This window comes from Streptomyces sp. NPDC056169 (genome assembly GCF_042268445.1).
In the GTDB taxonomy this organism is placed as follows: Bacteria; Actinomycetota; Actinomycetes; order Streptomycetales; family Streptomycetaceae; genus Streptomyces.
On record NZ_JBHJUO010000043.1, the window covers coordinates 1 to 22,184 of the forward strand.

A 22,184-nucleotide genomic window follows, 5' to 3' on the forward strand; every position below is an offset into this window, starting at 1 on the left:
TCTACATTTGTTTTGTGGTGGGCTGCGTTTTTTTTTAAAACTACCATGTTGTATCCCCCCCAACCCCCCCCCCCCCCGGGGGGGGCCGGCCGCCCCCCCCCCGGGCCGCCCGGCCCCGGCGGGCCCCGGGACCGCCGGTTCCCCCATGACCGACGGCACCCCGGGTCGCCCGTCCGGCACCGCGGGACGCAAGGCCGGGACCGCGCCCGCGCGCCGGGCCCGCCGCCCGCGCGCCGGCGGCTGGCTCGCCGCCCTGCCCCTCTTCCTCCTCGTCGCCCTCGCCTTCGGGCTGCCCGCGCTCGCCATGACCGACGGCGCCTTCACCGTCGCCGACGGCTCGTACGGCCTCGACAACCTCACCCGCTCGGTCGACGGCGCCTACCGCACCGCCCTGCTCGGCAGCATCGAACTCTCCGCGCTCACCGCCGCCGTCGGCACCCTCTTCGGGCTGCTCCTCGCCCAGGCCGTGGTCTCCTCGCGCGGCCGGGCCCTGCGCGAGGCCGTGCTCACCGCCTCCGGCGTGCTTGCCAACTTCGGCGGCGTACCGCTCGCCTTCGCGTTCGTCGCGACCCTCGGCAACGCCGGCGTCCTCACCACGAGCCTCGGCCTCGGCGACCACGGCTGGTCGCTGTACAGCTTCTGGGGACTCGCCCTCACCTACCTGTACTTCCTGGTACCGCTCATGGTGCTGACCGTCGCGCCCGCCCTCGACGGGCTGCGCGTCCAGTGGCGGGAGGCCGCCCGCGACTGCGGCGCCTCGGCCTGGCAGTACTGGCGCCACGTCGGCCTCCCCGCGCTGCTGCCGTCCCTCCTCGGCGGGTTCGTGCTGCTCTTCGGCAGCGCCTTCGCCGCGTACGCGACGGCCGCCGCCATGGTCGGCAGCTCCGTCCCCCTCGTGACGCTCCAGATCGCCGACGCGCTCTCCGGCAACGTCCTGGTCGGCCAGGAGAACGTCGCCCTCGCCCTCAGCCTCGACATGGTCGTCGTCGCGGCGCTCGTCATGGCCGTCCACCTCCCCCTCCAGCGAAGGAGCACCCGATGGCTCGCCTAGGGGACGTCTCGCCGATCCGGCCGGGCTCGCGGGGACTGGGACGGCTCCTCGTCCTCCTGCTCGCCGGGGTCTACTTCCTGGTGCCGCTGCTCGCCTCCACCGTCTTCACCGTGAACGTCCCCGGACAGGGCCTCACCCTCTCCTCGTACACCCGGATCTTCACGGCGCCCGGCTTCACCGGCAGCCTGTTGCTCTCCCTGGGGCTCGCCGCGGCGACCGTCGCCCTCGTCCTCCTCGTCACCGTGCCCGCGGCCGTCGCGGCGCGCCTCTCGGCGCCCCGGCTGCGCCCGGTCCTGGAGGTCGTCTGCACCCTGCCGCTGGTGGTGCCGCCGGTCGCGCTGACCGCCGGGCTCGGCACCGTCCTGCGCTGGGGCCCCGAGAAACTGTCGACGACCCCGCTCTACCAGACCTTCGTGGCCGTGCAGAACCCGGACTTCCCCCTCGTCCTCGTCCTCGCCTACGCCGTGATGGCGCTGCCCTTCGTCTACCGGGCGCTCGACGCCGGGCTGCGTTCCGTCGACGTGCGCACCCTGGTCGAGGCCGCGCGGGACTGCGGGGCTTCCTGGCCGCGCGCGCTCGTCTCGGCCGTCCTGCCCAACCTCCGGGGCGCCCTCCTGAACGCCTCGTTCCTGACGCTCGCGCTGGTGCTCGGCGAGTTCACGGTCGCCTCGCTCCTCGGCTTCCAGCCCTTCGCGGTCTGGATCGTGCAGGCGTCCGGCTCGGACGCCCGGCTCTCCGTGGCCGTCTCGCTGCTGAGCCTGCTGCTGACCTGGGTGCTGCTGCTCGCGCTCACGACCGTGGGCAACCGCCGCCGCGCACCGCGCTCCTCCCGTCCGTCCGAAGCCTCCGCGGCTTCCCGAGGAAAGACCTCCCGATGACCGTGCTCGACCAGCCGGTGCGCACCGGCGCCGACCTCCGCATCCGTGGCCTGCGCCGGTCCTTCGGCTCCGCCGTCGCGCTCGACGGCCTCGACCTCGACGTCGCCCCCGGCGAACTCCTCGCGCTGCTCGGCCCGTCCGGCTGCGGCAAGACGACCGCGCTGCGCGTCCTCGCCGGATTCGAGCGGCCCGACGAGGGCCAGGTCCTGCTCGACGGCGAGGACATCGTGCCGGTGCCCGCCGATCGCCGCGACACGGCGATGGTGTTCCAGTCGTACAGCCTCTTCCCGCACCTCACCGCCGCCGACAACGTGGCCTTCGGGCTGCGGATGCGCAAGGTCCGCACCGCCGAACGCCGGACGCGCGCCGCCGAACTGCTCGAACTCGTCGGCCTCGCCGGGCACGGCGACCGCTTCCCGCACCAGCTCTCCGGCGGCCAGCAGCAGCGCGTCGCGCTCGCCCGGGCGCTCGCGCTCCGCCCCCGGCTGCTGCTGCTCGACGAACCGCTGTCGGCGCTCGACGCGCGGGTGCGGCTGACGCTGCGCGAGGAGATCCGCCGGCTCCAGCTGGAGCTCGGCATCACCACCGTGTTCGTCACCCACGACCAGGAGGAGGCGCTGTCGATGGCCGACCGGGTCGCGGTGATGAACGGCGGCCGGCTGGAGCAGTGCGCCTCGCCGACCGAGCTGTACGAGCGTCCCGCGACGGACTTCGTCGCGGAGTTCATCGGCACCATGAACCGGCTGCCGGGCCACGCCGACGGCGACGGCTCGGTCGACGTCCTCGGGGTGCGGCTGCCGGTCGACGGCCCCGCCGGCTCCGGCCGGGTCACCGCACTCGTCCGCCCCGAGGCCCTGGAGATCGAGGAGGGCGGTACGGGACGCATCGTCGCCACCTCCTTCCACGGCCCCACCACCCGCGTGCGCGTGGCCCTCGCCGACGGTACGGACGTCAAGGCCGACGTGCCGACGCACGCCGCCACCGCGCTCACGCCCGGCACGGCCGTCACCGTACGGCCCGTGCGGCGGCCCGTCGTCCTCGCCGCCGCGGGCGGTGCCCGATGACCCGACTCCAGGCCGTCCTCTTCGACATGGACGGGACGCTCGTCGACACCGAGGGCGTCTGGCTCGACGTGGTCGAGGCGGCCGCCGCGCGCCGGGGCCGCACCCTGGACGCCGAGCACCGCACGGCGGTGACCGGCCGCTCGGTGGAGGACACGGCCGCCCTGCTCCGGGACCACCTCGGAGCGCCGGCGGCGGAGCTCGCCGCCGAGCTGGGCGCCGACTTCGCCGCACGCCTCGAAGTGGCCGCCGTGCCCCGGCCGGGCGCGCTGCGGCTGCTCGCCGCGCTGCGTGCCCGCCGGGTCCCGACGGCCCTGGTGTCGGCCTCGCCCCGGGCGGTCGTCGCCCAGGTCGCGGGCACCCTGGACGGGCACCGCTTCGACGCGCTGTTCGGCGCCGAGGACACCGTCCGCACGAAGCCCGAGCCCGACCCGTACCTGGCGGCCGCGCTGGCGCTCGGCGTCGAACCGGCCCGGTGCGTCGCCGTCGAGGACAGCCCGACCGGCGTGGCCTCGGCGGTCGCCGCGGGCTGCCGGGTTCTCGCCGTGCCGTCGACGGAACCGCTCGCGGACTTCGCCGGGACCGAAGGCGTCACGCTCGCGGACTCGTTGACCGAGGTGGACCCCGAGATGTTGATCTCCCTGGTTCGTTGAGCCCGGTCCGTGACAGGGTGGGGCGTGTGAGTGTGAGTGAGGGACGGGCCAGGACGCCGCTGTATCTGAAGGTCGCCGCCGATCTGCGGACCGCCATCACGGCGGGCGAGTACGGCTCGGGGGCCAAGCTGCCCGCCGAGGACGAACTGGCCCGCCGGTACGGCGTGTCCAGAGGGACGGTCCGTCAGGCGCTGGCCGCGCTGCGGACCGACGGGCTCATCACCTCACGCCGCGGTTCCCGCCGGGTCGTGCTCGGCGGGCCCCGGCTGCACAGCTTCGGCGAGCTGCGCTCGTTCACCCGCTGGGCGCGCTCGCTCGGCGAGACGCCCGGCGGCCGGATCGTGGCCGTCGACCGGGTCCCGGCGGACGCGGAGGAGGCCGAGAAGCTCCGCGTCGCGGAAGGCGCGCCCGTCTACCGGGTGCGGCGGCTGCGGACGCTCGCGGGCACGCCCGTGATGGTGGAGCGGACGACGTACCCGGAGCGGATCGGGGAGCTGGTGGCCGGGATGCCGCTGGACACGGTCTCGCACTCGGAGCAACTGGAGCTGCACGGCGTGCTGTTCTCCGACGCCCGGCACACCATCGACCTCGTGCCGGCCGACGCCGACGACGCGGAGCTGCTCGGCTGCCCGGTCGGCGAGTCGCTGCTGCGGGAGCGGCGGCACTCCACCGACCCGGCCGGTACCCCGGTGGAGTGGTCCCAGGACCGCTATCTGCCGGGGACGGTGGCGTTCACGATGCAGAGTTCGACGGCGACGAGCGCGCTGGGACGCCGGCTCGGGTCCTGAACCGGCGCCCCGGCGCCTGCCACGGGGTACTTCGGCCGCTACGGGGTGAGCAGCCCGGCCAGCAGGGGCCGGAAGTGCGCGAAGCCCGGGGTGTCCATGTCCGGGTCCTTCGCCTGCTCGTCCCAGCGGCGTACGGCCACGGCGTCGGCGGCCCCCGGGTGCGCCTCGAAGGCGCGCGCCTGCGCCTCGGTCATCGGCCCGCCCTGCACGGCCAGGGTGTGGACGGACGCCTCGGAGAGCAGGGCGAAGTAGCCGGGTTCGACGGCGCAGAGATAGCGCTTGGCGGCGACGTGCAGCCGTACGGGCTCGGTGACGTCGGGCCCGAACCACCGGCCGAGCCAGTCGGCTCCGGTGTGGCTGTGCCGGTTGTCGGTGCCGTTCTCCATCAGGTCGCGGCCGGTGACGGCGCCCTGGAAGTGGCCGACGTCGTGCAGGAGCGCGGCGGCGACCAGGTGCGGCGCGGCGCCCGCGGCCTCGGCGAGGGCGCCGGCCTGGAGCATGTGCTCGGCCTGGGTGACGGCTTCGCCGAGGTACTCGGCGCTGCCCTCGCCCTCGAAGAGCCGGGCGAGGAGATCGAGCGGGTCCACCGGGGTCGTGGTCACTTCGCGCTCGCCTCCCGGCGCAGGACGGCGAGGGTGGAGGCGAGGCCGTCGATGTCGGCGTAGGCGCCCTGGAGGTGGCGGTCGCCCGACTCGGCGAACGCCGTCCTGGCGTGCAGCAGCCGGGTGTTGTCGAAGATCAGGCAGTCGCCGGGCGCGAGCCGGAAGTCCAGCTGGAGCTCATCCCGGAGCAGCAGCTCGCCGAAGCGCCGGTAGGCGGCGTAGAAGGCGTCGAGTCGGTCGGCGGGCAGCCGCAGCGTGCCGATGGAACGGTTGTTGAAGCGGATCTCGCGGATCCGGCCGTCCGGGTCGGTGCCGATCAGCGGTCGGTGGGCGCGGAGTTCGGTGTGCTCGTCGGCGAACGCGAAGGGGACGGGGACGCGCGTGAGGATCTCGTACGCCTCCGGTGACTCGGCGCGCAGCAGGGCCGCCGCGTGGAAGCCGTCGACGAGCCCCGAGTCGCCTCCCTGGGCCGCGTTGACGAGGCAGTGGAGCAACTGGAGGGTGGGGACGGGGTCGCGGTAGGGGTTGTCGGTGTGCGGGGTGATGCGGGCACCCGTGAAGGCGAGGTTGTTGGGGTCGGCCTCGACCCGCACCTCGAAGAGCTCGCCGTAGTTGGTCTCGCGGACGTAGCCGAAGGTGCGTGCCACATCGAGGACTTGGCGGTCGCGGACGGGGACCCCGCGCAGCAGGACGAAGCCGAGGCGCAGGACGGAGTCGAGGGCGGCGGCCCGGACGGCCGGGTCGCCGCTGTAGGCGTCCCAGTCGGCCTCGGGCAGCCCGCCGTCGAAGCGGCTCGCGGCCCACGTCTCCTTGTCGTCCTCCGCGCGGCCGTCACCCGGGGAGGCGGAGGCCCCGGGGAGGTGCTCGCCCAGCCAGGCGTCGGGGTAGACGGACCGGTGTCCGTCGGGGGACCAGACGACCTCGCGCGCGGGGGAGCCGTCGGGGGTGCGGACGTCGTGGACGGCGTCGACGGCGAGCGCGCCGGGGAGTTCGGTGATCTGGAACAGCTTCTGGCCGTTGCGGGGGTCCCGGCAGTCCGCGCAGGGGCAGTTGTCGCGCAGCCAGAGGGGGGAGGCGGAGGCGAGTGACACCATGAGGATCTCCAAGTTGTACAGACAACTTTCGTTCGGGCGTGAGCCTCTCAGCCGCGGGTGGCCGAGGGGTTACGGCCGGATGGACGGCGCCGCCGCGGCCCCGCCACCGGGGTGAGTACGCGTACTCAGGTGCCGCCCACCGGACTCCTCCATGCTGGTGCGCGAAGCCGGACCGTCTCAGGGGGACACACATGGACCACGCCTTACAGCTGCGCGCCGCCACGCCTCGGGATCTCGACTGGATCCACGAACTGCGCCATCGCGTGTACGCGGAGGAGCTGGGGCAGCACCCGGTGAATCCGGCGGGGCGGCTGAGCGACGCGCTCGACGGCGACAACGTGTACCTCGTGGCCGCGCGCGGGGAGACGCGGATCGGCTTCGTCGGCCTCACCCCGCCGTGGGTCGGCCGCTACGCGCTGGACAAGTACCTGACGCGCGAGGAGCTGCCCGTCCTGACGGAGGAGGCGCCGTTCGAGATCCGCGTCCTGACCGTCGAGCCGCGCCGGCGGTCCACCGCCGCGGCGCCCCTCCTCATGTACGCGGCGCTGCGCTGGGTCGCGGCGCGCGGCGGCCGCCGGGTGGTGGCCATGGGACGTACCGAGCTGCTCGGCATGTACCTCGCCACCGGGCTGCGTCCGGTGGGACGCACGGTCCGCTCGGGTGCCGTCTCGTTCGAGGTGCTGAGCGGCTCCGTGGCCGAGCTGACGAGGACGGTCGGGGAGCGCCACGGCCGGACCCTGGAGCGGCTGCGGGCGGACCTCGACTGGCGGCTGGACGTGCCGTTCGCCCCGCGCGCGGACGGCTGCGAGCACGGCGGCGCCTTCTTCTCGGCGATCGGCACGGACTTCCGGACGCTGAGCCGCCGTCACGAGGTGGTCGCGGCCGATGTGCTGGACGCCTGGTACCCGCCCTCCCCGGAGGTCCGCGCCGTCCTGGCGGAGGACCCGGGGTGGGCGGCACGAACCTCACCGCCGACCGGCGCGGAAGGGCTGATCGCGGAGATCGCCCGGGTCCGCGGCCTCCCGGAGAGCTCACTGGTCGTCGGGGCGGGCTCGTCCGACCTGATCTTCCGGGCGTTCGGCCGGTGGCTCACGCCGGGCAGCCGGGTGCTGCTGCTCGATCCGAGCTACGGCGAGTATGCCCATGTCACCGAGCGGGTGATCGGCTGCCGGGTCGACCGGCTCCGGCTGAGCAGGGAGGACGGCTGGCTGCTCGACCCGGACCGGCTCGCCGCCGCGACCCGCGACGGACGGTACGACCTCGTCGTGGTGGTCAATCCGAACAACCCCACCGGCCGCCACGCCCCCGCCGACGCCCTGCGCGCGGTGATCGAGGCCTCGCCCGCGCGGACCCGCTGGTGGATCGACGAGGCGTACCTGGGCTACGTCGACCCGGCGGACTCCCTGGCCGGGCTCGCCTCGACCGACCCCCGGGTCGTGGTCTGCACCTCGCTGTCGAAGATGTACGCCCTGTCGGGCATGCGCGCCGCGTATCTGGTGGCCGCCCCGGACACGGCCGGGGAGCTGCGCCGCTGGACGCCGCCGTGGCCCGTGAGTCTGCCGGCCCAGCTGGCCGCCGTGACGGCGCTGCGCGACCCCGCGTACTACGCGGAACGCTGGGCGCGCACCGCCGTGCTGCGCCGGGAGCTCGCCGCCGGGCTCGCGGAGCTCGACGGGTTCTCCTCGGTCGACGAGGGGGTGGCGAACTTCCTCACCGTGACCCTGCGGCCGGACGGGCCGAGCGCGGCCCGGCTGGTGCGCGAGTGCCGCCGCCACGACGTGTACCTGCGGGACCTGTCGCCGATGTCCCCCGCGTACGAGGGGCGGACCGTCCGCGTCGCCGTCCGCGACACGGCGGAGAACGCGCGGATCGTGGCGGCCTGCCGGAGCGCCCTGGAAGCCTTGGAAGCCCTGGAGGTACGGGGCGAGCCGGATGTACGGGGCGAGCTGGACGCCCGGGATGCCCGGGACGCGCTGAGCGTGCCGGGCGGGCGGGGCTCCCGGTGACGGTCCCGGTGACGACCGTCGCCGGTCTCGTGCCGTACCTCGGCGGGGCCCTGGCGGTCGGCGGGCTCGCGGTGGCGGCGACCCGGCGGCGCGAGCTGATGATCCGCTGGTGCGTGTGGGCGCTCGGCGTACCCCTGGTCACCGCCGCGTTCTGGCTCGGCCCACCGGGGATCGCGGCCCTCGCGGCCGTGGTCGCCGTCGTCGCGGTGGCGGAGTTCGGCGGACTGCTGCGGCTGGGCCCGGTGGACCGGGCGGTGCTCGGCGCGGCGGTCGTCGGGCTCGTCCTGACCGCCTGGCTGGCGCCGGGGGAGGTGCCCCGGGCGGCGGCGGTCGGGGCGCTCGCGATCGCCGGGGTGCCCCTGCTGTCGGGCGACGCGGAGCACGGACTGCGCCGCCTGGGCGCGGGGCTGCTCGGGCTCGTGTGGCTGGGGGCCCTGGCCGGTCTCGTGCGGGCGGGCGCCCTCGGCCTCGTCCTGTTCGTGGCCGTGTCGATCGCCGACATCGTCGCGTACGCGGCGGGCAGCCGGTTCGGCGGCCCCCGGCTCTCCCCGCTGTCGCCCGCCAAGCGGTGGAGCGGCACGCTGGCCGGGGCGGCGGCCGGTCTCGGCGCGCTCGCCGTGCTGTCGTCCCTGACCTGGCAGACGGCGGTGGCCGTGGCGGTCGGCGGCCCGCTCGGGGACCTGCTGGAGTCGATGGTCAAACGGGGCGCCGGTGCCAAGGACGCCGGCCGGTGGCTGGCCGGCTCCGGAGGCCTCCTGGACCGGATCGACTCCCTGCTCGTCGCCCTGGCGGTGTTCCTGGTGCTGAGCTGAGCGACGGTTCCGCCGCCCCGCGCGGGTCGGGGTTGTCCACAGGTTCCGGCGGACGGCGCCGGGGTGTCGGTGGAGGCCGCTAGGCTTCACGAATGGTCCTTTCCGACGCATCCGCCCAGGTCTCCGACGCCTCGCAGGTGCTCCACCGCGTCTTCGGCTACAGCTCCTTCCGCGGGGAGCAGCAGGAGATCATCGAGCAGGTCGTCGGCGGCGGCGACGCGCTCGTCCTGATGCCGACCGGCGGCGGCAAGTCGCTCTGCTACCAGATCCCCGCGCTCGTCAGAGACGGCACGGGCGTCGTGATCTCGCCGCTCATCGCCCTGATGCAGGACCAGGTGGACGCGCTCAGGGCCCTCGGGGTGCGGGCCGGATTCCTGAACTCGACGCAGGATCAGTACGAGCGGCAGGCTGTCGAGCAGGCCTTCCTCGCGGACGAGCTCGACCTGCTCTACCTGGCCCCCGAGCGGCTGCGGACCGAGGGCACGCAGCGGCTCCTCGACCGGGGCAAGGTGTCGCTCTTCGCGATCGACGAGGCGCACTGCGTCGCCCAGTGGGGTCACGACTTCCGGCCCGACTACCTGGCCCTCTCGATGCTCCACGAGCGCTGGCCCAAGGTGCCGCGGATCGCGCTGACCGCGACGGCCACCGAGGCCACCCACGCCGAGATCGCGGCGCGACTGGGCCTGGAGGACGCCCGGCACTTCGTCGCCGGCTTCGACCGGCCGAACATCCAGTACCGCATCGTGCCGAAGAACAACCCGCTCAAGCAGCTCCTCGACCTGATCAGGACCGAGCACGACGGGGACGCCGGAGTCGTCTACTGCCTCTCGCGGTCCTCGGTGGAGAAGACCGCGGCGGCCCTCGTCGAGCAGGGCATCGACGCCGTGCCGTACCACGCGGGCATGGACGCCCGTACGCGTGCCGCGAACCAGTCCCGGTTCCTCCGCGAGGACGGGGTCGTCGTGGTGGCGACGATCGCCTTCGGCATGGGCATCGACAAGCCGGACGTGCGCTTCGTGGCCCACCTCGACCTGCCGAAGTCGGTCGAGGGCTACTACCAGGAGACCGGCCGCGCCGGCCGTGACGGCGAGCCGGCCACGGCCTGGCTGGCGTACGGCCTCCAGGACGTGGTCCAGCAGCGCAAGCTCATCGACGGCTCCGAGGGCGACGAGGCGCACCGCCGGGGCCTGGGCATGCACCTGGACGCCATGCTCGCGCTCTGCGAGACGGTCGACTGCCGCCGCGTGCGGCTCCTCGCGTACTTCGGGCAGTCGGGCGAGCCCTGCGGCAACTGCGACACCTGCCTGACCCCGGCCGAGTCCTGGGACGGGACGGTCGCGGCGCAGAAGCTGCTGTCCACGGTGTGGCGGCTGGCCAAGGAGCGGCGCCAGAAGTTCGGCGCCGGCCAGATCATCGACATCCTCCAGGGCAAGAAGACGGCCAAGGTCATCCAGTTCGACCACGACGGCCTCTCGGTGTTCGGCGTCGGCTCCGACCTGGGCACCGCGGAGTGGCGCGGCGTCGTCCGTCAGCTCCTCGCCCAGGGTCTGCTGACCGTGGAGGGCGACTACGGCACGCTCGTGCTGACGGAGAACAGCGGCGAGGTGCTGGGAGGCCGGCGCAGCGTCCCGATGCGCAAGGAGAAGGCGCCCGCCGCTCCGTCCCGCAAGGAGTCCGGGGCGCGCTCGGGCAAGGGCGCCCGCGTGCCGGTCGACCTGCCGGCCGCCGCAGTGCCGGTCTTCGAGGCCCTCCGCGCCTGGCGGGCGGCGACGGCCCGCGAGCAGGGCGTCCCGGCGTATGTCGTCTTCCACGACGCGACGCTGCGCGAGATCGCGACGCTGTTCCCCGGCACGGTCGCGGAGCTGGGCACGGTCGGCGGTGTCGGCGAGGCCAAGCTCACGAAGTACGCCGAGGGTGTCCTCGCCACCCTGGCGGAGTGCGAGGGCGGCGCCCCGGCGACCGGGGCCGTCTCGTCCGCAGAGTCTGCCGCCGCCCCCGCCCCCGCCCCCGCCCCCGCCCCCGCCTCCGCCCCTGCCCCCGCTCCCGCGCCGCGCGCGGCGGCCGGGCGCGGGGCGCGGTACGAGGACGAGCCGCCGTTCGACCTCGACGAGCCGCCCGCCGACATGGACGAGTTCGAGCCGCCCTGGGACGAGTGACGCGGGAACGGGGTTCACCCGCCGGGCAGTTCCTCCGCCCGGCGGGCGTAACAGAAGACGTGTTCCTCAGGACCCGCCTGTGCGTCGTCCGGCTGGAAGACGGAGACGGCGTGGTGGAGGACGTCGAGCCCGCACTCCTCGCGGACCTGACGCACGTACTCCTCGGCCGAGAAGCTGGAGACCCTGACCCGGCGTCCCATCCACTCGATCTCCACGTCCTCGACGTCCGCGGGGACGGTGGCCGTCACGAGGTAGCCGCCGGGGGCCAGCCAGCCGGCCATCCGGCGCAGCGCGGCGGACACCTCCGCCCGACTCATGACGAGCAGCGGGAAGAACGCGCACACGGCGTCGAAAGTGCCCTCGGGCGCCTCGAAGTCGTGGACGCCGCACTGCTCGAACCGCGCCCCCGGCACCTGCTCGCGGGCCAGCTCGACCATCGTCCGGGACACGTCGATTCCCGTCACGTCGCAGCCGGACCGGACCAGCAGGTCGGCCACCGGGCGGCCGGTGCCGCTGCCGACGTCGAGGACACGGGCCCCCGCGTCCAGCCGGCCGGTGAGCCACTCGACCGCCTCCAGCTGCGCCGGAAGGTGCCCGAAGGCCCGCTCGTACTCGATCCCCATACCGTCGAACAACTCCGCCGCCGACAACGTCTTCGGCTCCGCACCGTTCTCCCGCACGCCGCTTCCCTTTCCTCGCACCGTGGCCCGCCGGAACGGCCTCCGTACGGGCCGTCCGGCTGACCCACTACCCTTCTGTGGCGATCCCTACCACCCGGATCGCCGGTACCGACATCGGAGGCTGTGAATGACGGGGAACGGGCGAAGGGCCCTGCGAGGGTGCGTCGCGACGGCGCTCGTCGGCGTCCTGGGCGCCGGAGCCGCCGCCTGCGGCGACGACCCCGCGGACGCGGCCGGTGGATCGCGGACCGGACTCACCGCCGCGCTCGGCACCGCACCCGAGGCGGACGCCGGCGGGATCCTCACCTACACGGACGTGACGGCCACCCGACGGCTGGTGGAGCAGGACAAGAAGCTGTACGGCGGCCTCGCCACGTACGGCATCCCCGAGGTCGCGCAGGCGGGCTACGAGAAGCGCCCCCTGAAGGAGACCCACGGGTTCGACGAGAACGACGTGAACACCTCGCTCCAGATCGGCTCCGACCGCTGGCGCCTCACCGGCCGCTTCGACGTGAACGCCGTCACCGACGGCATGAAGAAGCTCGGGTACACCGAGGGCGCGACCGACGGCGGAGTGCTCCTGAAGGACCCCGACGGCGGACAGGTCGCCGTATCGGCATCCGTACGCTCGCTGTCCATGTCGCAGGACGCGCCGCCGCCCGCGCTCGCCGCGCCGAAGGCATCGGTCGCGGACGACGCCGCCTACCGGGCCGTCGCCCGCTGCATCGGCGACGGTACGTACTACGCGACCTTCTACGGCAAGGGCCGCGAGGGCCAGTCGCCCGACGTCACGCTGTACGCCATCGGCGCCACCGCCACAGCCGACGGCACGTCACGCGAGCGGCTGTGCGCGCTGACCGCCTCCGCCGCGGGCGCCACGCGCACGGCCGACAAGCTGCGCGCCACCACCGCCTCCGGCGAGCGGTTCGCCGGGGCCACCGTCGACGCGGGCAGCGGCGCGACCCCCGTCGTCACCATGGAGTGGGCCAACGGCCCCCGGGCGCTTCCCGGCGACCAGAACCGCACCATGCAGCTTCCCAAGCTGTTCATGGGCGAGCGCTGAGGTGGCGATGACGACGCTCGCGGAGGTCGACGCACTCGTCGCCGAGGCGCACGCCGGGCAGGTCGACCTGATCGGCGTCCCGTACGTCGAGCACGTCCGGGCCGTCGCCGCGGGGCTCGAACCCTTCGGCGAGGACCTCGTGATGGCCGGTCTCCTGCACGACGTCATCGAGGACACCCCGTGGACGGCCGAGCGGCTCCGGGCCGCCGGCGTCCCCGACCGGGTCGTCGCCGTCGTCGAGGCCGTCACCAACCGGCCGGGCGTCTCCTACGAGGCGAAGCTCCACCTCATCGCCGAGGACCCCGACGCCACCCTCGTCAAGATCGCCGACAACGCGCACAACAGCCGCCCGGACCGCGCCGCCGAGCTTCCGCCCGCCCGCCGCGAACGGCTCGCCGCCAAGTACCGCGGCGCGCGGGACATCCTGTGGGCGCGGGCCGACGCCGCACGGATCGCCACGATCCTGACGGTCGTCAACCCCGCCCTCCTGGCGGAGCTCCGCACCCGGACCACCCCTCAGGTGTGACCCAGGTCACGGGAACCCGTCCCGTGAGCCGGACAGACGACAGTCGTGAACACCGACACACGCGCACGCATCAGGGCCGGGGACCCCTCGGCCTTCGCCGAACTCTTCGACTCCCATGCCCGGAGCGTCTACAACCACGCCTTCCGGCTGACCGGTGACTGGTCGGTCGCCGAGGACGTGATGGCCGCGACCTATCTGGAGGCCTGGCGGCTGCGGCAGAAGGTCGACCCCGACGGGGGATCGCTCCGGCCCTGGCTCCTGGGCGTCGCCACCAACGTCGCCCGCAACCACTGCCGCGGCAACCGGCGGTACCGGGCGGCGGCCTCCGCGTACGCCGCGGCGGGCGCCGCCGGGGCCGCGATGCCCGACCACGCCTCCGAGGTCGCGGGCCGGATCGACGACCGGCGCCGCATCGCGGCCACGCTCCGGGCCCTCGGCACGCTCCGCCGCCCCGAACGCGAAGTCCTCGTGCTCTGCCTCTGGGAGGGCCTCGCCTACACCGAGGTCGCCGCCGCCCTGGGCGTCCCCGTCGGCACCGTCCGCTCCCGGCTCTCCCGCGCCCGCGCCAAGCTCCGTACCGGAGCCGAGGAAGAACTCGCCCGGGAAATCCGGGAACCCGCTCCTCGCATCCGACAGACAACAGGTGATCGCACGAACGCGGTCCGGCCCGCACAGGAGGGAATCCGATGAACCCCGACCCGACCGACCCCCGCACGGCACCCCGGCACGAGGCCGGTGACCTCCCGCCCATCGAGGAGCGCGAGCTTCCTCCGGGCCGTCACCAGTTCCACAAGGAGCGCCTGATGAGCCAGATCCACGACGACCGACGCACCACCGCCGAAGCACAGGCCGCACGCACCGCGCGCCCCCCGCGCGAGCGCAACCCCTTCCTGCGGAAGGCGATCCTCCTCCCTGCCGTGACCGCGCTCGCGGGCGCCCTCGCGGTCGGTGTCCTCGTCCTCACCCCCGGCGGCACCCCCGGCGCCGGGGACGACCGCGCCACCGGCCCCGCCCTCACCACCCGGATCGGCGCCGTCGACCCGCAGGGCGCACCCCGGCTCCTGGACCGCATCTCGCTGGCCGCCGCCGAGGTCGACGCCCCGACCGGACACGCCGGACAGTACGTCTACATCGAGACCCGGTCCGCGAACACGTACGTGCGGACCGACCACGGAGAGAGCACCCTCGTCAGCGAGCCCCTCCACACCCGGAAGTCCTGGCGGTCCCCCGACGGCCGCGAGGGCTGGCTGATCGAACCGGGCACCACCGGCCCCGAGGGCATCACGCTCGCCGGACCCGACGAGACCGGCAACGCCCCGAAGCCGCACCTCGGCGCGCCCACGCACGACTACCTCGCCGCGCTGCCCACCGACCCCGACGCGCTGCTGAAGAAGATCTACAAGGAGACCGCGGGCCAGGGCAGCGGTCCTGACCAGCAGGCCTTCACCGCCATCGGCGACCTCCTCGTCGAGAGCTGGCCGTCGCCCAAGCTGACCGCCGCCCTCTACCGCGCCGCCGCGAAGATCCCCGGTGTCGTCACCGTCGACAGCGCCACCGACGCCGCCGGCCGCAAGGGCGTCGCGGTCGCGCGGCTCGACGAGAGCAGCGGCGTGCGCACGGAATGGATCTTCGACAGCAAGACCCTGACCTTCCTGGGGGAGCGCACGGTCCAGGTCGAGGGCGAGGGAGGCGAGGGCGGACTGATCAAGCCCGGGACCGTCATCTTCACCAACGCGGTGATGACCAGGGCCTTCGTCGACGACATGAAGGTCACCCCGTAGGGGTCCGACCGGCGATCCATCCGGTGAGCTCGGCCGGCCGGTTGGTGATGATCCCGTCCACACCGAGGGCGTCCAGCGCCTTCCAGCGGGCGGGACTGTCGACCGTCCAGACGTTCACGGCCACGCCCGCGGCGTGCAGTTCACCGACCACCTGGGGGCGGGTGGCGAGCGCGGTGTCCGAGATGTTGTACGCCGTGAGGCCCAGCTCCTGGGCGAGCGCGACCGGGTCCGCGTCGAGGGTGGAGCGCAGCAGCCCGACCGGCAGCTCGGGCGCGAGGTCGCGGGTGTGCTTGAGCGACGGGATGTCGAAGCTCTGGACGAAGACCCGGCTGCTCATGGACTGCTCCCGGACGTCCTGGACGATCCGGGCGACCTCGGCGTGGCTGTGGCGGCCCTTGATCTCCAGGAGCAGGTTCCCGCCGCGCTCGCGCAGGTCCGCCAACTGGGCGGCGAGCGTCGGGATCCGGGCCCCGGCGTAGGCGGGCGCGAACCACGAGCCGGCGTCCAGCGCGTCGAGGCGATCGGCGGTGAGGGAGCGGATCGGGCCCGTCCCGTCGGTCGTCCGGTCGACGGTCGTGTCGTGCAGGATGTACGGCACGCCGTCCTGGCTGGGCTGGACGTCGTTCTCGATCCACTTCGCCCCGCCCCGCCGGGCGACCTCGTCGGAGACCAGCGTGTTCTCGGGGGCGGCGGAGGACGCGCCCCGGTGGGCGATGACGGTCGGGGCCGCCCCGGGCGCCGACTTCCCCGCGGAATCGCCGACCGGCTCGGCGAAGAGGGCGGAGGGAGCGGCCAGCACCAGAACGGCGGCGAGCGCCGTCGAACCGTAGGTGACGCGCCCGGGGCGCAGGGACCGGGGCGCGGTCGTTCGTCCGTCGTTCATGAACGCACAGCTTAGGTACGGAGAGTGACGCCGAGGAAACCACACACCGGACCGCGCCCGACGAATCGGCGACACCGATCACCGACACCGCTCACCGACCCCCGGCCCTCACGCGCGCTCGCGCAGATACGCCTCCAGCTCCGCGGCCCCGGCCAGCATCGCCCGCCCGCGGGCGGACAACCGGCCGTGCCAGTCGCCCAGCGCGGCCTCCAGCGGCTCCAACCCGCCGGCCGCCCGCACCTGGGCGATCACCGGGGCGATCCGCTCCAGCGGATAGCCCCCGCGCCTGAGTTGGTGGGCCAGCCGGGCGTCCCGTACATCGGCCTCGTCGTACACGCGGTACCCGGTCAGCGGGTCGCGGCGCGGGTGCACGACCCCGGCGCGCTCCCAGGCGCGCAGCGTCGCGGGCCGGATGCCGAGCTTCCCCGCCAGCGGCCCGATGAACAGGCCGCCGGACACGGGGGCCGGGGCGGGGTCCAGGTCGCGCAGAGCGTCCTCCACCGCCCGCAGGGTCCGCCGGTCGTCCAAGAGCTGGACGTGACTCTCGTCGATCAGGCGGAACGCCTCGTCGACCGCGCCCCGGTTCACGGCCCGCAGGATCGCCGTCGCCGTCGCGTGACCGTGACCGGGCACCAGCGCGAGGAACGCGCGCAGGGCCACCGCGTGCACCGAGGTGTAGGTGCGATAGCCGTGGGCCGTGCGGTCGGCGGCCGGAAGGATGCCGGCCTCCTCGTAGTTCCTGACCGCCTGCGTGGACAGACCGTGCCCGCGCGCCAGATCGATCGGCCTGAGCCGCTCACCGCTTTGAAGCTTTCTCCCCATGCAACGGACGATATCGGGGAAAAGTCTCAATCGAGTGTTCAACGATAGCGTTGAGGCATGGCGACCGACATCAAGGACACCGTCCATGCCGTCGAGGCTGCCGCCGTCATGCGGCTGCTCCCGACCAGGCCCCGACTGCTCGCCCTGGGCGAGCCCACCCACGGCGAGGACGCTCTGCTCGACGTGCGCAACGACCTCTTCCGGCAGCTCGTCGAGCAGGAGGGCTACCGGACGATCGCGATCGAGAGCGACTGCATGAAGGGCCTGATGGTGGACGACCACGTCACCTCGGGCACGGGCACCCTCGACGAGGTCATGGAGCACGGATTCAGCCACGGTTGGGGCGCCTCCGCCGCCAACCGCGAGCTCGTGCGCTGGATGCGCGCCCACAACGACGGCCGGCCCGCGTCGGAGCGGGTCCGCTTCGCCGGAATCGACGGCCCGCTGGAGACCGCCGCCCCCGCGAGCCCCCGGCAGGCCCTCACCGCACTCCACGACTACCTCGCGGCCCACGTGGACGCGGACCTCTTCCCCTGCACGGCGGACACCCTCGACCGCCTGCTCGGCGCCGACGGCCGGTGGACCGAACCCGCCGCCATGATGGACCCGTCCCGGTCCATCGGGCAGTCGGCCGACGCCCGTGAGCTGCGGCTGCTCGCCGACGACCTGGTGGCCCTCCTCGACGCGCAGCGACCTCTCCTGCGCGCCGCGACCTCGCGGGAGGAATGGGACCGCGCGTGCCTCTCCGGGCGCACCGGCACCGGCCTGCTGCGCTACCACCACTGGATGGCCGACACCTCACCGGGCCGCCTGAACCGGCTGGTGGGCCTGCGGGACCGGATGATGGCCGAGAACCTCCTCGCCGTCACCGCACGCGGCCCGGCACTCGTGCACGCCCACAACGCCCATCTCCAGCGGGAGAAGAGCTCGATGCGGATGGCCGGGATGCGGCTGGAATGGTGGAGCGCCGGAGCACTGGTGAGCGCCGAACTCGGCGAGGAGTACGCCTTCGTGGCCACGGCCCTCGGCACCATCCGGCACCAGGGCGTGGACACGCCGCCGCCGGACACCCTCGAAGGACTCCTGTACGCGCTCCCCGAGGACCGCTGCGTCGTCGACGCCCGACGGCTGGCCGCCGCCTTCGGCGACACCCGCCCCGCACCCCGCGTGTCCCCCTGGTTCGGCTACGCCCCGTTCGACCCGGACCACCTTGCGGACAGCGACGGGCTCGTCTTCGTCAAGGACATGCCGGACAGGAGCTGACCGGTTCACGGCACCGGCCGGGCGAAACCGATTCCGTAGCGCCGCTCCAACTCGTGGATGCGGGGGATCACCGTCCGTCGCAGCGCGAGCAGCTCGTCCCGGTGCGATGCCTGAAAGGCGGTGCGGCGACCGATGAGCAACGGCTCGCGTACCGCCTCCACCGGCGCCATGCACGCGGAGTAGGCGTAGAGGTCCTTGAACTGCCGGGTGACTGCCTGGGCGTCCTTCGGACCCGGTGCGGAGGACCCGCAGGCCGTCAGGCCGGTCGACACGACGACCGTTCTCAGGACCGCGGCGATGATCCGCCTCTTCTTCACGGCACCTCACGTCCGTGGCTGCCGGGCCGAGTCGAATTCTCGTCGGGAGAAGGCGAGTTGGATCTGTCCCGCCGCTCTGTCGGGATGCCTCCGGGACGAACGGGATGCCCAGGGACAGTGACAGGCCGTGCCGGTGGTCCGGCACGGCCTGGTCGGGGTTCCGTCTCAGTCGCTGTACGGGAGGTGCAGCTCGCCCGAGCGCGCCACCCGCGCGTACCAGCGGGCACTGGACTTCGGGGTGCGCTCCAGGGTGTCGTAGTCCACCCGCACCGCGCCGAACCGCTTCGCGTAGCCGTACGCCCACTCGAAGTTGTCGAGCAGCGACCAGAGGAAGTAGCCGCGCACGTCCACCCCGTCCGCGAGCGCGCGGTGCACGGCCTCCAGGTGCGCGTGCACGTAGGCGGCGCGCTCCGGGTCGTGCACCGAGCCGTCCGCGGCGACCTCGTCCTCGTACGCGGCGCCGTTTTCGCTGATCACCAACGGAAGGTCCGGGTACGCGGCGGAGACCCGGCGCAGCAGGTCGTACAGCGCGCTCGCGTCGACCGGCCAGCCCATCGCCGTCCGCTCCCCGGGTGCGCGGTGGAAGGCGACGGAGTCCGCGCCGGGCCACGGCGAGTGCTCGCTGTTGCCGTGGCCGTCGTCCTGCGGCTTCTCCGCACCCTCCGGTACCTGCGAAACCACCGTCGGCGTGTAGTAGTTGACGGCCAGGAGGTCCAGCGGCTGCCGCGCCGTCGCCGTGTCGCCGTCCCGGACGAAGGACCAGTCGGTGAGGTGCGCGGTGTCGGCGAGCAGGTCCTCGGGATAGGCGCCGTCCAGCATGGGGCCCAGCCAGATCCGGTTGCCGACGGCGTCGATGCGGCGGGCCGCGTCCCGGTCCTCGGCCGACTCGGTCAGCGGGCGCACCTCGTGGAGGTTGAGGGAGACCGCGATCTGCCGGTCGGCCGGGAGGGCGGACCGCAGGGCCTGGACGGCGAGGCCGTGCCCCAGGTTCAGGTGATGGGCGGCGCGCAGGGAGTCGACCGGGTCGGTGCGGCCGGGGGCGTGGACCCCGGAGCCGTACCCCAGGAAGGCGCTGCACCAGGGCTCGTTGAGCGTGGTCCACCGGGTGACCCGGTCGCCGAGGGCGTCGGCGACGATCCCCGCGTACTCGGCGAACCGCTCCGCGGTCGCCCGCTCCGGCCAGCCGCCGGCGTCCTCCAACTCCTGGGGCAGGTCCCAGTGGTAGAGCGTCAGGGCCGGGGCGATCCCGGCGGCGAGCAGCTCGTCGACGAGCCGCCGGTAGAAGTCCAGGCCCTGCTGGACGGCCGGGCCCCGGCCGGTGGGCTGGACGCGGGACCAGGAGACGGAGAACCGGTAGGCGTTCAGGCCCAGTTCGGACATGATGCCGACGTCTTCGCGGAACCGGTGGTAGTGGTCGACGGCCACGTCACCGGTGTGGCCCTCGAAGACCTTGCCGGGGGTGTGCGAGAAGGTGTCCCAGATGGACGGGGTGCGGCCGTCCTCCGCCGCCGCCCCTTCGATCTGGTACGCGGCGGTGGCGGCGCCCCAGAGGAAGTCGGACGGGAACGAGCGGGTGGCGGTGAGCGGCCGGGTTTCGGACGCGGTCATAGGAGAGCGCTCCCAACGCGGGTACGGGGTAGGTACGTTCGGTACGTGCGGTACGGAGAGGGCGTGGCCGGTCAGCTCTTGACGGCGCCGGCCGTGATGCCGCCCACGATGTGCTTGCCGAGGAAGGCGAAGACGAGCAGCAGCGGCACGGTGGATATGAGGGCGCCCGTCAGGACGACGGCGTGGTCCACCGTGTGGTTTCCCGCTCCCAGGCCGGCGAGGGCCACCTGGAGGGTCGGGTTGCCGTCCTGGGTGAGCGCGATGAACGGCCAGAAGAAGTCGTTCCACGCCTGGACGAAGACGAGCATGCCGAGCACGGCCATCGCGGGCCGGGCCACGGGGAAGACCACGTGCCAGATCACCCGGAGGCTGTGCGCCCCGTCCATGCGGGCCGCCTCGACGAGCTCGACGGGCAGGGCCTCGACGAGGAACTGGCGCATGAAGAACACGCCGAAGGCGGCGACCAGCGAGGGCAGGACGACCGACTGCAGCTGGTCGAACCAGCCGAGGTCGGTGATGATCTGGTACAGCGGGATGACGCTGAGCTGCGGCGGGATCGTCATCGTGGCGACCACGAGCGAGAGCAGCATGCCGCGCCCCCGGAAGGGCAGCTTGGCGAAGGCGAAGCCGGCGAGCGTGGAGAAGACGACGGTGGACACGGCCACGAGGCCGGCGACGATCGTGGTGTTGACCAGCGCCTCGCCCATGTGGACCTGGTTCCAGGCGAAGCTGAGGTTGTCCAGGAGGCGCGGGCCCGGCAGCAGCGGCGCCGGGGCCTGGACGACGCGCTCGCCGCTGTGGGACGCGGCGACCAGGTTCCAGTACAGCGGGAACAGCGAGACCACGGCGGCCACGGTCAGCAGGACGTAGGTCAGGGGCCCCGCGTGGTGCTGGCGGCCGGCCGATTGGCGGAAACGGCGCCCGGAACGGGGCGTCGTGTCGAGAGTGCGGGCCATGGGGTCAGCCTCCCAGCTTCGTGCGGTTGTGACGGGAGACGAGCGCCTGGACACCGCCGACGATCAGCAGGAGCAGCAGCATGATCCAGGCGATGGCGGAGGCCTGGCCCAGCGCGTTGTTCACCCACCCCTTCTCGTACATCAGCAGGCTCAGCGTCTGGAACTGGTTGCCGCTGCCGCCGCTGATGCCGACACTGCCGCCGTAGAGCATCGGCTCGCCGAACAGCTGCGTGGCGCCGATCGTGGAGACGACGACGGTGAAGAGGATCGTCGGCCGGATCGAGGGGATGGTGACGCTGAGGAACTGACGCCACCGCGATGCCCCGTCGAGCGAGGCGGCCTCGTACAGGTCCTGGGGCACGGCCTGCATGGCGGCCAGGTAGATCAGCGCGTTGTAGCCGGTCCAGCGCCAGGTGACGATCACGGAGATCGCGATCTGCGCCGGCCACTTGGACGACTCCCAGTGGACGGGGCCGACGCCGATCCAGTCGAGGACGGTGTTGATCATCCCGTAGTCGGTGTTGAACAGCTGGGCGAAGACCAGCGTCGCCGCCGCGATCGACGTGGCGTACGGGGCGAGGATCGCGATCCGGAAGAAGCCGCGGCCGCGCAGCTTGTAGTTCAGCAGGTGCGCCAGGCCCAGGGCCATGAGCAGCTGGGGGACCGTCGAGATGACCCCGATGGTGAAGGTGTTGCCGAGGGCGTTCCAGAAGAACTCGCTGGTCGCCAGGTCGGTGTAGTTCTCCAGGCCCTTCCACTGCGGTTCACCGCCGAGCTCGACCCGGTTGAGCGAGAGCCAGCCCGTGTAGATCAGCGGGAAGAGGCCGAAGGCGGCGAACGTGAGGAAGAAGGGGGCGATGAAGACGTACGGCGTCGCCTTGATGTCCCAGCGGTAGAGGGTGCTGCGCCAGCCGCCCGAGGCGGAGCGGTGGCTCCGGGGGCCGGTGGAGGAGGGCGGTGCGGCGGGCGGCGGGGAGCCGTCAGGCCTCGCCCGAACGGAGGTGGCCACGGGGGCGTCCTTCCAGGGTCGATGCGTGCGGTGGTGCGGGCGGTGGCGGGGCGCCCCCCCCCCCCCGGGGGGGGGGGGGGGGCCGGCCCCCCCCCCCCCCCGGGAGAATTTTGTGGAGAACCACAAATAGTAAAAAAAACACCCGTACGGCGGGGGGGCGGCGGCCCGGAGGTTG

General features: G+C 73.5%; 22 protein-coding genes. 13 read left to right on the forward strand and 9 right to left on the reverse strand.

Annotation, left to right across the window (positions count from 1 at the left end; genetic code table 11):
* Window positions 1-145: 145 nt before the first annotated feature.
* From ACFC0G_RS39150 to ACFC0G_RS39170, 5 genes are read left to right on the forward strand one after another with little or no spacing between them, the layout of a single operon-like run.
* Entirely contained in the window at window positions 146-1,051 is a 906-nt protein-coding gene (locus tag ACFC0G_RS39150; RefSeq protein WP_376413509.1) for an ABC transporter permease, read from the forward strand.
* On the forward strand, window positions 1,039-1,929 hold the full coding sequence (locus tag ACFC0G_RS39155) for an ABC transporter permease (RefSeq protein WP_376413511.1): 891 nt from the start codon (window positions 1,039-1,041) through the stop codon (window positions 1,927-1,929). The genes ACFC0G_RS39150 and ACFC0G_RS39155 overlap by 13 nt, the downstream gene beginning before the upstream one ends.
* Entirely contained in the window at window positions 1,926-2,993 is a 1,068-nt protein-coding gene (locus ACFC0G_RS39160; protein WP_376413513.1) for an ABC transporter ATP-binding protein, read from the forward strand. The genes ACFC0G_RS39155 and ACFC0G_RS39160 overlap by 4 nt, the downstream gene beginning before the upstream one ends.
* Window positions 2,990-3,643: an HAD family hydrolase gene (locus tag ACFC0G_RS39165; RefSeq protein ID WP_376413515.1), complete on the forward strand. Its 654-nt coding sequence runs from the start codon at window positions 2,990-2,992 to the stop codon at window positions 3,641-3,643. Before ACFC0G_RS39160 ends, ACFC0G_RS39165 begins: the two co-directional genes overlap by 4 nt.
* A 26-nt stretch (window positions 3,644-3,669) precedes the next feature.
* Window positions 3,670-4,431, forward strand: coding sequence for a GntR family transcriptional regulator (locus tag ACFC0G_RS39170; RefSeq protein ID WP_376413517.1), 762 nt, complete (start codon window positions 3,670-3,672; stop codon window positions 4,429-4,431).
* A gap of 38 nt (window positions 4,432-4,469) precedes the next feature.
* On the opposite strand, the gene ACFC0G_RS39175 is transcribed toward ACFC0G_RS39170, so the two are convergent.
* Entirely contained in the window at window positions 4,470-5,033 is a 564-nt protein-coding gene (locus ACFC0G_RS39175) for a phosphonate degradation HD-domain oxygenase (RefSeq protein WP_376413519.1), read from the reverse strand.
* Window positions 5,030-6,127: a TauD/TfdA family dioxygenase gene (locus ACFC0G_RS39180; RefSeq protein ID WP_376413521.1), complete on the reverse strand. Its 1,098-nt coding sequence runs from the start codon at window positions 6,125-6,127 to the stop codon at window positions 5,030-5,032. Before ACFC0G_RS39180 ends, ACFC0G_RS39175 begins: the two co-directional genes overlap by 4 nt.
* 191 nt (window positions 6,128-6,318) lie before the next feature.
* On the opposite strand from ACFC0G_RS39180, the gene ACFC0G_RS39185 reads away from it, so the two are divergent.
* The 3 genes from ACFC0G_RS39185 to recQ all read left to right on the forward strand — a co-directional run bounded on the left by ACFC0G_RS39185 (window position 6,319) and on the right by recQ (window position 11,101).
* Entirely contained in the window at window positions 6,319-8,133 is a 1,815-nt protein-coding gene (locus tag ACFC0G_RS39185; protein ID WP_376413523.1) for an aminotransferase class I/II-fold pyridoxal phosphate-dependent enzyme, read from the forward strand.
* Between the two features lie 8 nt (window positions 8,134-8,141).
* Entirely contained in the window at window positions 8,142-8,945 is an 804-nt protein-coding gene (locus ACFC0G_RS39190; protein ID WP_376413551.1) for a phosphatidate cytidylyltransferase, read from the forward strand.
* Between the two features lie 92 nt (window positions 8,946-9,037).
* On the forward strand, window positions 9,038-11,101 hold the full coding sequence (recQ, locus tag ACFC0G_RS39195) for a DNA helicase RecQ (protein WP_376413525.1): 2,064 nt from the start codon (window positions 9,038-9,040) through the stop codon (window positions 11,099-11,101).
* A gap of 14 nt (window positions 11,102-11,115) precedes the next feature.
* On the opposite strand, the gene ACFC0G_RS39200 is transcribed toward recQ, so the two are convergent.
* Entirely contained in the window at window positions 11,116-11,781 is a 666-nt protein-coding gene (locus ACFC0G_RS39200; protein ID WP_376413527.1) for a class I SAM-dependent methyltransferase, read from the reverse strand.
* 127 nt (window positions 11,782-11,908) lie between these two features.
* Between ACFC0G_RS39200 and ACFC0G_RS39205 the strand changes: the two genes are divergently transcribed.
* From ACFC0G_RS39205 to ACFC0G_RS39220, 4 genes are read left to right on the forward strand one after another with little or no spacing between them, the layout of a single operon-like run.
* On the forward strand, window positions 11,909-12,844 hold the full coding sequence (locus tag ACFC0G_RS39205; RefSeq protein ID WP_376413529.1) for a hypothetical protein: 936 nt from the start codon (window positions 11,909-11,911) through the stop codon (window positions 12,842-12,844).
* 7 nt (window positions 12,845-12,851) lie between these two features.
* Window positions 12,852-13,370, forward strand: coding sequence for an HD domain-containing protein (locus ACFC0G_RS39210; protein ID WP_376413530.1), 519 nt, complete (start codon window positions 12,852-12,854; stop codon window positions 13,368-13,370).
* Window positions 13,371-13,415: 45 nt separating this feature from the next.
* On the forward strand, window positions 13,416-14,060 hold the full coding sequence (locus ACFC0G_RS39215; protein ID WP_376413531.1) for an RNA polymerase sigma factor: 645 nt from the start codon (window positions 13,416-13,418) through the stop codon (window positions 14,058-14,060).
* Window positions 14,057-15,151, forward strand: a complete 1,095-nt coding sequence (locus tag ACFC0G_RS39220; protein WP_376413533.1) for a CU044_5270 family protein — start codon at window positions 14,057-14,059, stop codon at window positions 15,149-15,151. The genes ACFC0G_RS39215 and ACFC0G_RS39220 overlap by 4 nt, the downstream gene beginning before the upstream one ends.
* On the opposite strand, the gene ACFC0G_RS39225 is transcribed toward ACFC0G_RS39220, so the two are convergent.
* Together ACFC0G_RS39225 and ACFC0G_RS39230 are read right to left on the reverse strand one after the other, a co-directional pair.
* A complete protein-coding gene (locus ACFC0G_RS39225) occupies window positions 15,141-16,034 on the reverse strand; it encodes a glycerophosphodiester phosphodiesterase (protein ID WP_376413535.1) in 894 nt (297 codons plus the stop codon). The genes ACFC0G_RS39220 and ACFC0G_RS39225 overlap by 11 nt on opposite strands.
* A 108-nt stretch (window positions 16,035-16,142) precedes the next feature.
* Entirely contained in the window at window positions 16,143-16,856 is a 714-nt protein-coding gene (locus tag ACFC0G_RS39230; protein WP_376413537.1) for a TioE family transcriptional regulator, read from the reverse strand.
* A 57-nt stretch (window positions 16,857-16,913) separates the two neighbouring features.
* Between ACFC0G_RS39230 and ACFC0G_RS39235 the strand changes: the two genes are divergently transcribed.
* Window positions 16,914-18,119 (forward strand): erythromycin esterase family protein, encoded by a 1,206-nt coding sequence (locus ACFC0G_RS39235; RefSeq protein ID WP_376413539.1) that lies wholly within the window; start codon window positions 16,914-16,916, stop codon window positions 18,117-18,119.
* A gap of 5 nt (window positions 18,120-18,124) precedes the next feature.
* On the opposite strand, the gene ACFC0G_RS39240 is transcribed toward ACFC0G_RS39235, so the two are convergent.
* The 4 genes from ACFC0G_RS39240 to ACFC0G_RS39255 all read right to left on the reverse strand — a co-directional run bounded on the left by ACFC0G_RS39240 (window position 18,125) and on the right by ACFC0G_RS39255 (window position 22,009).
* Window positions 18,125-18,436: a hypothetical protein gene (locus ACFC0G_RS39240; protein ID WP_376413541.1), complete on the reverse strand. Its 312-nt coding sequence runs from the start codon at window positions 18,434-18,436 to the stop codon at window positions 18,125-18,127.
* A gap of 165 nt (window positions 18,437-18,601) precedes the next feature.
* Window positions 18,602-20,044: a GH1 family beta-glucosidase gene (locus ACFC0G_RS39245; protein ID WP_376413543.1), complete on the reverse strand. Its 1,443-nt coding sequence runs from the start codon at window positions 20,042-20,044 to the stop codon at window positions 18,602-18,604.
* A 71-nt stretch (window positions 20,045-20,115) separates the two neighbouring features.
* Window positions 20,116-21,000 carry a carbohydrate ABC transporter permease gene (locus tag ACFC0G_RS39250; protein ID WP_376413545.1) on the reverse strand — a complete coding sequence of 295 codons (885 nt, stop codon included), beginning with the start codon at window positions 20,998-21,000 and terminating at the stop codon, window positions 20,116-20,118.
* A gap of 4 nt (window positions 21,001-21,004) precedes the next feature.
* A complete protein-coding gene (locus ACFC0G_RS39255) occupies window positions 21,005-22,009 on the reverse strand; it encodes a carbohydrate ABC transporter permease (RefSeq protein WP_376413549.1) in 1,005 nt (334 codons plus the stop codon).
* Window positions 22,010-22,184: the final 175 nt, after the last annotated feature.

Coding starts and splice junctions, on each gene's coding strand:
- ACFC0G_RS39225 (WP_376413535.1), bottom strand. CDS start 16,034: ATGAACGACGGACGAACGACCGCGCCCCGGTCCCTGCGCCCCGGGCGC.
- ACFC0G_RS39230 (WP_376413537.1), bottom strand. CDS start 16,856: ATGGGGAGAAAGCTTCAAAGCGGTGAGCGGCTCAGGCCGATCGATCTG.
- ACFC0G_RS39235 (WP_376413539.1), top strand. CDS start 16,914: ATGGCGACCGACATCAAGGACACCGTCCATGCCGTCGAGGCTGCCGCC.
- ACFC0G_RS39185 (WP_376413523.1), top strand. CDS start 6,319: ATGGACCACGCCTTACAGCTGCGCGCCGCCACGCCTCGGGATCTCGAC.
- ACFC0G_RS39250 (WP_376413545.1), bottom strand. CDS start 21,000: ATGGCCCGCACTCTCGACACGACGCCCCGTTCCGGGCGCCGTTTCCGC.
- ACFC0G_RS39165 (WP_376413515.1), top strand. CDS start 2,990: ATGACCCGACTCCAGGCCGTCCTCTTCGACATGGACGGGACGCTCGTC.
- ACFC0G_RS39160 (WP_376413513.1), top strand. CDS start 1,926: ATGACCGTGCTCGACCAGCCGGTGCGCACCGGCGCCGACCTCCGCATC.
- ACFC0G_RS39205 (WP_376413529.1), top strand. CDS start 11,909: ATGACGGGGAACGGGCGAAGGGCCCTGCGAGGGTGCGTCGCGACGGCG.
- ACFC0G_RS39180 (WP_376413521.1), bottom strand. CDS start 6,127: ATGGTGTCACTCGCCTCCGCCTCCCCCCTCTGGCTGCGCGACAACTGC.
- ACFC0G_RS39210 (WP_376413530.1), top strand. CDS start 12,852: ATGACGACGCTCGCGGAGGTCGACGCACTCGTCGCCGAGGCGCACGCC.
- ACFC0G_RS39150 (WP_376413509.1), top strand. CDS start 146: ATGACCGACGGCACCCCGGGTCGCCCGTCCGGCACCGCGGGACGCAAG.
- recQ (WP_376413525.1), top strand. CDS start 9,038: ATGGTCCTTTCCGACGCATCCGCCCAGGTCTCCGACGCCTCGCAGGTG.
- ACFC0G_RS39245 (WP_376413543.1), bottom strand. CDS start 20,044: ATGACCGCGTCCGAAACCCGGCCGCTCACCGCCACCCGCTCGTTCCCG.
- ACFC0G_RS39220 (WP_376413533.1), top strand. CDS start 14,057: ATGAACCCCGACCCGACCGACCCCCGCACGGCACCCCGGCACGAGGCC.
- ACFC0G_RS39155 (WP_376413511.1), top strand. CDS start 1,039: ATGGCTCGCCTAGGGGACGTCTCGCCGATCCGGCCGGGCTCGCGGGGA.